The organism is Stenotrophomonas sp. P5_B8 (assembly GCF_054049855.1).
Genome location: NZ_JBFULO010000306.1, coordinates 1 through 4763, shown reverse-complemented (window position 1 = coordinate 4763; position 4763 = coordinate 1). Strand labels below are relative to the sequence as shown.

At 64.7% G+C, this 4763-nt stretch carries 10 protein-coding genes and 1 pseudogene; 1 reads left to right on the top strand and 10 read right to left on the bottom strand.

The features are described from left to right. Positions 1 to 90 precede the first annotated feature (90 nt). Genes ACXJKH_RS15090 through ACXJKH_RS15045 form a run of 10 tightly spaced genes read right to left on the bottom strand, consistent with a single transcriptional unit; the run spans position 91 to position 4230 of the window. Positions 91 to 591: a hypothetical protein gene (locus ACXJKH_RS15090; RefSeq protein WP_457320469.1), complete on the bottom strand. Its 501-nt coding sequence runs from the start codon at positions 589 to 591 to the stop codon at positions 91 to 93. Further along, positions 588 to 956 carry a Ref family recombination enhancement nuclease gene (locus ACXJKH_RS15085; RefSeq protein WP_457320467.1) on the bottom strand — a complete coding sequence of 123 codons (369 nt, stop codon included), beginning with the start codon at positions 954 to 956 and terminating at the stop codon, positions 588 to 590. The genes ACXJKH_RS15090 and ACXJKH_RS15085 overlap by 4 nt, the downstream gene beginning before the upstream one ends. Then, entirely contained in the window at positions 956 to 1186 is a 231-nt protein-coding gene (locus ACXJKH_RS15080) for a hypothetical protein (RefSeq protein ID WP_457320465.1), read from the bottom strand. The genes ACXJKH_RS15085 and ACXJKH_RS15080 overlap by 1 nt, the downstream gene beginning before the upstream one ends. Then, positions 1183 to 1440, bottom strand: a complete 258-nt coding sequence (locus ACXJKH_RS15075) for a hypothetical protein (RefSeq protein ID WP_457320463.1) — start codon at positions 1438 to 1440, stop codon at positions 1183 to 1185. The genes ACXJKH_RS15080 and ACXJKH_RS15075 overlap by 4 nt, the downstream gene beginning before the upstream one ends. Further along, positions 1440 to 2081: a hypothetical protein gene (locus ACXJKH_RS15070; RefSeq protein ID WP_457320461.1), complete on the bottom strand. Its 642-nt coding sequence runs from the start codon at positions 2079 to 2081 to the stop codon at positions 1440 to 1442. Before ACXJKH_RS15070 ends, ACXJKH_RS15075 begins: the two co-directional genes overlap by 1 nt. After that, positions 2017 to 2964 (bottom strand): helix-turn-helix domain-containing protein, encoded by a 948-nt coding sequence (locus ACXJKH_RS15065; protein ID WP_457320459.1) that lies wholly within the window; start codon positions 2962 to 2964, stop codon positions 2017 to 2019. The genes ACXJKH_RS15070 and ACXJKH_RS15065 overlap by 65 nt, the downstream gene beginning before the upstream one ends. 1 nt (position 2965) lies before the next feature. Further along, entirely contained in the window at positions 2966 to 3280 is a 315-nt protein-coding gene (locus tag ACXJKH_RS15060) for a winged helix-turn-helix domain-containing protein (protein ID WP_457320457.1), read from the bottom strand. 5 nt (positions 3281 to 3285) lie between these two features. Beyond that, a complete protein-coding gene (locus tag ACXJKH_RS15055) occupies positions 3286 to 3477 on the bottom strand; it encodes a hypothetical protein (protein ID WP_457320455.1) in 192 nt (63 codons plus the stop codon). Positions 3478 to 3506: 29 nt separating this feature from the next. Then, positions 3507 to 3692, bottom strand: coding sequence for a hypothetical protein (locus ACXJKH_RS15050; RefSeq protein ID WP_313424187.1), 186 nt, complete (start codon positions 3690 to 3692; stop codon positions 3507 to 3509). A 58-nt stretch (positions 3693 to 3750) separates the two neighbouring features. Further along, positions 3751 to 4230 (bottom strand): hypothetical protein, encoded by a 480-nt coding sequence (locus tag ACXJKH_RS15045; RefSeq protein WP_457320453.1) that lies wholly within the window; start codon positions 4228 to 4230, stop codon positions 3751 to 3753. Between ACXJKH_RS15045 and ACXJKH_RS15040 the strand changes: the two are divergent. Further along, positions 4229 to 4763, top strand: a pseudogene (locus ACXJKH_RS15040) (hypothetical protein); the annotation flags it as partial. The gene ACXJKH_RS15045 and the pseudogene ACXJKH_RS15040 overlap by 2 nt on opposite strands.

Genomic DNA, 4763 nt, shown 5'->3' with positions numbered 1-4763 from the left:
CACTCCGGTTACGCATAGTCCGAATCTTCACTCGCGACGGGTGGGCGACTTTCGCGGCGAGCGCGACTACAAGGCAGTTTGCCGGGAACTTCATGCCGCGCACTCCAACTGCTCCCAATGCGTCGTCAGGCGCTGAACCCTGCCGCCCCGCGCCAGGAACTGCTCGACCGTCTCCCCTTGGGGCACAGCCTTGGTCTTCGCCGGCGCGGGGGTATTCGCCGCCTGCATGTTCACCCGTGCAGCGCGCGATCGCTTCGGGGCTTTCACCGGCGCCGGCCGCGGCGGGCGGCGGGCCCTGTTACGGCGCGCATCCCGCTCGCGCTGGCGCTGTTTCCGCTCCGCATCGGTCAGCACAACACGCCGCATGCCCTGGCCGGTGAGCTGGTACACGGGGCCGATCTTCGTTTCGGTGCGGGCCAGGAAGCCTGCGGCGACGCAGTAGCGAACCGCATCCCGCACAGCCGAGCGTTGTTCGACCGTCTCAGCGCCGCAGCCCTCGCAGATTGCCAGCGATGTCCAGGGCGCGTCGATCGCGTTCTCGGTCAGCCATGCACGCACAGTGGCCGGGGTCGGATTAGATTTGGTGGTCATGCTGCCTGCCTCAATTCATTGACCAACGTCTGCTGTGCGATCAGCTCGTCGTCGGTGCCATACGTCTCGTGGAAGGTCCGCGAGCCATCCATCAGGCTCGGGCCCCATTTCTCGCGCATCTGCGCGAACGTGTTGTTCCCGAAGGGGTGCCGGCGGTGGTGCCACACGCACAGGCAGAACCCGAACCAGTGCCCCCGCCGGATGTTTCCAGACTTGGTGTGCTGGTAGTCGCCGCCGACGAACACCTGCTCAATATCCAGATAGCCCTGCACCACCAGCGACAGGCATGCCATGCACGGCCCGACCTTGGAGATCTCGATGCGGACTTCCTCCGCTGCGTTCGGCGGCGGCGCGCTGGACCACATCAGCGCGCGCCTCGCTTCTGGTCCTTGTCCGCCAGCCACCAGCCGTGCTGCCATGCATGCCCCTTGTCGCTCAGCGGCTGCAGCTTGCGGGGCTCCAGCTCGTCGTCGCTGTCCACCCATACCAGGTGCGGGTTCGTGCCCAAGGCGGCGCTGTTCAAACGTGCCGAATACCCAGCGTTGATTTCGGCGGCGTACTTGCTGCGGTTGCTGAACGAGGTGAAGTCGATCACGGCGATGGGGCTCCTATAGAACGGTTGCGGCGACGGCGAGGCGGTCGTTGGCATTTGCGGGCTTCGGCCTCAAGGCGCTTCGCCTCGGCCAGGTAGTAGTCGTTGCGCGACTTGCGCTCGCTGTCGGTGAACTGCACGTCCCGCAGCGCTGTCTCAGCAGCAGCCCGGTACGCCTTCGCCAACTTCCTGAGCGCCGGGCCCTGCAGGCGCGGGTCGTGCTTGAAGATGTCCAGCTCGTTGTTGTCCGAGCGCATCAGGCGGCGAGCCCTTCCCCATCGAACCCCAGGTCCGCAGCAGCGCGCGCCATGGCTGCGCGTGCGGCATCGCGGTCGCGCAYCGGGTTCACGACGGGGTGCACCGGCGGCAGCGCCAGAGTGGGTTCGGGGACCGGCTTGCCGTCGACCACATGCCGCACGGCGCGCTCATAGGCGTCCTGCAGCATCCTGCTTTGCTGGTAGCCGTCCTCGGCGCTGGCGTAGTGGTGCAGATCCAGGAACGACCGCACCAGCACGGTAAAGCCGCACTGGGCGCGGCCCGGCCGCACTTCCTGCTGCACCTGGGCGAGCGCCGGCACGTCAAAGCACATGGCCCGGAAGCGCGGCGGGTTCGGCGGCCATTCCAGGGCGTCGCGCATGCAGGCCGACAGGCCGGCGGCCAGCTTCTTCGGGCTCAGGCCGCTGATGCACTGCAGCCAGACTTCACCAGCGGTCGTCAGCGCCCCGGATTGCGCAACCGGCGCTGCGCCATTCGCACGGGCCCACTTGGCCGGGAACATGGCCGCCATGCGCTCCCACAGGGTCCACAGCGCAGACATGGCGCGCGGGTCCGGATCAACCGACGACGGCAAACTCACCGTCGAGGATTCCTGCGCCGCCAGCGAGGCCACCAGCGCCATGCTGTCGCTGGTACTGATCTCGTTCGTACTGCTCCCGGAGCTGGGTGACGTGGTCGGCAGAACCGTGGTGAGGGGTCGCATGAGTCGCTCCGTTGGCGGGGTTGGCGATAGGGATCACAGGCAGGGCCAGGCCGGCGGCCATGGTCTGCCTCAGGGATTCGTTCATGTCGTGGCCGTTGGCGGCCAAGCCGAGCAGCGTGTTGCGTACCTGGAACCACGCCTGGATCGACAGCGGACGTCGGCAGGCACCGCGATGCCGGGTGAACCGGGCCAGCACCTCGCGGTCCAGACCGGTGGGCAGGCCGCCGAATCCGGCCAGCGCTGCGTCGATCTCCGACGTGGTCATCGAACCGTTGCCCGGCTCGTTCACACCGCTGCTGTGTGTGGGTTGCTGTCGATTGCTTTTGATTGCTTTTGGTTCGGGTGCAATAGCTGTTGCACCCTTTTCGACGCTGGGTTGCACCCTTTTCTGCGCTGCTTTGCACCCTTTACGACTCTGGGTTGCACCCTTTTCAAAGGGTGCAGAATTTGCACCCTTTGAATCTGAGTCGGATGCAACACCGTCGTTCGAGGTGGACAGCTCTTCACCCTTGATCCAACGCGGGCTGATTCGGTACTCGCGCGGGCGCCCGCCTGACTTGTAGCCGGACATGCGCCCGCCGCCAGCGTTGACCAGTTCCAGCCATCCGCTCTGCTCCATCTTGCGGAGCTGGTACTGCACAGAGCGCTCCGACTGCCGCGACTTCGTCGCGAGGCTGGCGATTGACGGGAAGATGTGGGTGCCATCGTCATGGGCGTGGTCGGCCAGGGCCAGCGCGAGCAGCATTTCGCCGCCGCCCGCCGGATACCTGTCGAACACCATGCCGGTCATTCGTGCTGCCATGTCAGATCACCAGCGCCAGGTTCTCGCCCGGGGCAACCGGCCACCAGGTGCACGCGCTGCGGCCGCTGACCTGGCACGGCTTCTTCGGGCCACGCCACGCGCGGCCGTCTTCCAGCAGTTCAGGGAGGCGACGGGCCAGCATGTAGCGGTCTTGGCCGGTGGCCTTGGCCAGCTCCATGCTGGTCATGCCTGGGTGCTGCTTCACGGCGCTGGCGGCGCGATCCTGCTGAAACGCTTGCAGCCCGCTGGACACCACGCGGGCGGCGGCTTCATGGCTGGTGCTGATATCGGTCGAGCGCGCGAGACGGCTGCTCATCGGTACTACCTCGTTGATTCATCGGGCCGCTTGAGGGCCTGAAAAGGGACGACATCGCCATTGCTTCGGGAGAGTCGGTAGCGCCGCCCCAATTCGGCGCGTGCCAACTCCGTTGCGGCCTGCTCCACGGTCATCCCCGCGTGGGCCGCGTACTGCTCAAGCCGTTTTCGCTCGTCGCGCGACAGCAGTATTTCCATAGGCCCTCCATCGGGACTCTTCTGGCCCTTCAGGCAGCGTCTGCATCAGAGCTACGCTGTTCCAACGACGCGAGGCCAGCCAGCACCAAGTCGCGCACAAACACAGCTGGCTGGCGGCCGTTGAAGTTCGCCAAGGCCTCGATCACAGCTTTTTCCGAGTCGTTGAACCGGACCTTGATCGGGTTATCACGAATGTTCGAAGGGTCTGCGTACATGTCCGTATGGAAGCCTCAAGAGGGATGGGTGAAAAAACGCACTTCAGCGCGCGGCAACTCAGGCCGCGTCAACAGAAATGATTCGATCGGAATCGGTGTCTTCTGGTGCGGCAGCGGTCACTTGGGCGTCGCCTTGCACCCCGAGCAGTTGCAACACCTGCGGGAGCGCAGGAACGCCCTGCTCTTCCGGCCATGCCGCAACCTCAACCGTGGGCAGCTTCAGAACCTTGGCCAAATGCGCATCGCTGGTCAGGCCCAGCCGAGCGCGCAGCGCGCGCTTGCTCATGCGGCTGTCCACAAGCGCCCCAACAGCAGCGCGGGCGTTACTGACGGCAGCCCCGAAGATCATTGGTTCCTTGGCCACGCGTTCCGGCCCGAGTCGCGCGGTTTCTCGCTCAATGCATGCAGCAAGCTCCGGGCTGGGCYGCTTCCCCCGCCAACGGGTCGCGATTTGCCAAAGGTACTCAGGGCTCGTGCTGCAGGCTTCGGCCAAAGCGACACGGCGACTCATATCCGAGATGTAGGTGAGTAGGTCCATGCGCTACACATTAGCCTGTGGCTATTCTAAACACAATAGCCAAAAGCTCGTTGGCTTGGATAGCCATTCGCTATTCAATAGCCGGATGCGCACAATTGAAGAAGTCCGCCTGGAAAATCTCATCAGCTTGATCACCGCCAGCGGTGGCCAAAGGCAGTTCGCGGAAGCGGCAGGGATCAAGAACCCTGCGCAGGTGAGCCAGTGGGTGAATCGCAGTCGCAACGCGACCACCGGCAAACCCCGTGTGATGTCGGGAACGACAGCACGCGCGATTGAAGCCTCGCTGGGGCTTGCAGCAGGCTGGATGGATACGCAGCACGCGCCCGAGAGCCTCTCTAGCTCGGAGGTCTCAGAGAGCGAGACGCGTCCGGGCTATGTTCGCTTCGACTTGTTTGAAGGGGGTGCTGGCATGGGTGCAGGGATAGTCAACCAGGACTACCCAGAGGTGGTGCAAACGATAGAGATTGCCGAGTGGGAAGTCCGCCGTAAGCTCGGCTACCTGCCTCAGCCTGGTCGGATAAAGATCATCACTG

Bases quoted from the DNA above. Each gene is read 5' to 3' on its own strand.
- ACXJKH_RS15090 (WP_457320469.1), bottom strand. From the start codon at position 591: ATGACCACCAAATCTAATCCGACCCCGGCCACTGTGCGTGCATGGCTG.
- ACXJKH_RS15085 (WP_457320467.1), bottom strand. From the start codon at position 956: ATGTGGTCCAGCGCGCCGCCGCCGAACGCAGCGGAGGAAGTCCGCATC.
- ACXJKH_RS15075 (WP_457320463.1), bottom strand. From the start codon at position 1,440: ATGCGCTCGGACAACAACGAGCTGGACATCTTCAAGCACGACCCGCGC.
- ACXJKH_RS15065 (WP_457320459.1), bottom strand. From the start codon at position 2,964: ATGGCAGCACGAATGACCGGCATGGTGTTCGACAGGTATCCGGCGGGC.
- ACXJKH_RS15060 (WP_457320457.1), bottom strand. From the start codon at position 3,280: ATGAGCAGCCGTCTCGCGCGCTCGACCGATATCAGCACCAGCCATGAA.
- ACXJKH_RS15055 (WP_457320455.1), bottom strand. From the start codon at position 3,477: ATGGAAATACTGCTGTCGCGCGACGAGCGAAAACGGCTTGAGCAGTAC.
- ACXJKH_RS15050 (WP_313424187.1), bottom strand. From the start codon at position 3,692: ATGTACGCAGACCCTTCGAACATTCGTGATAACCCGATCAAGGTCCGG.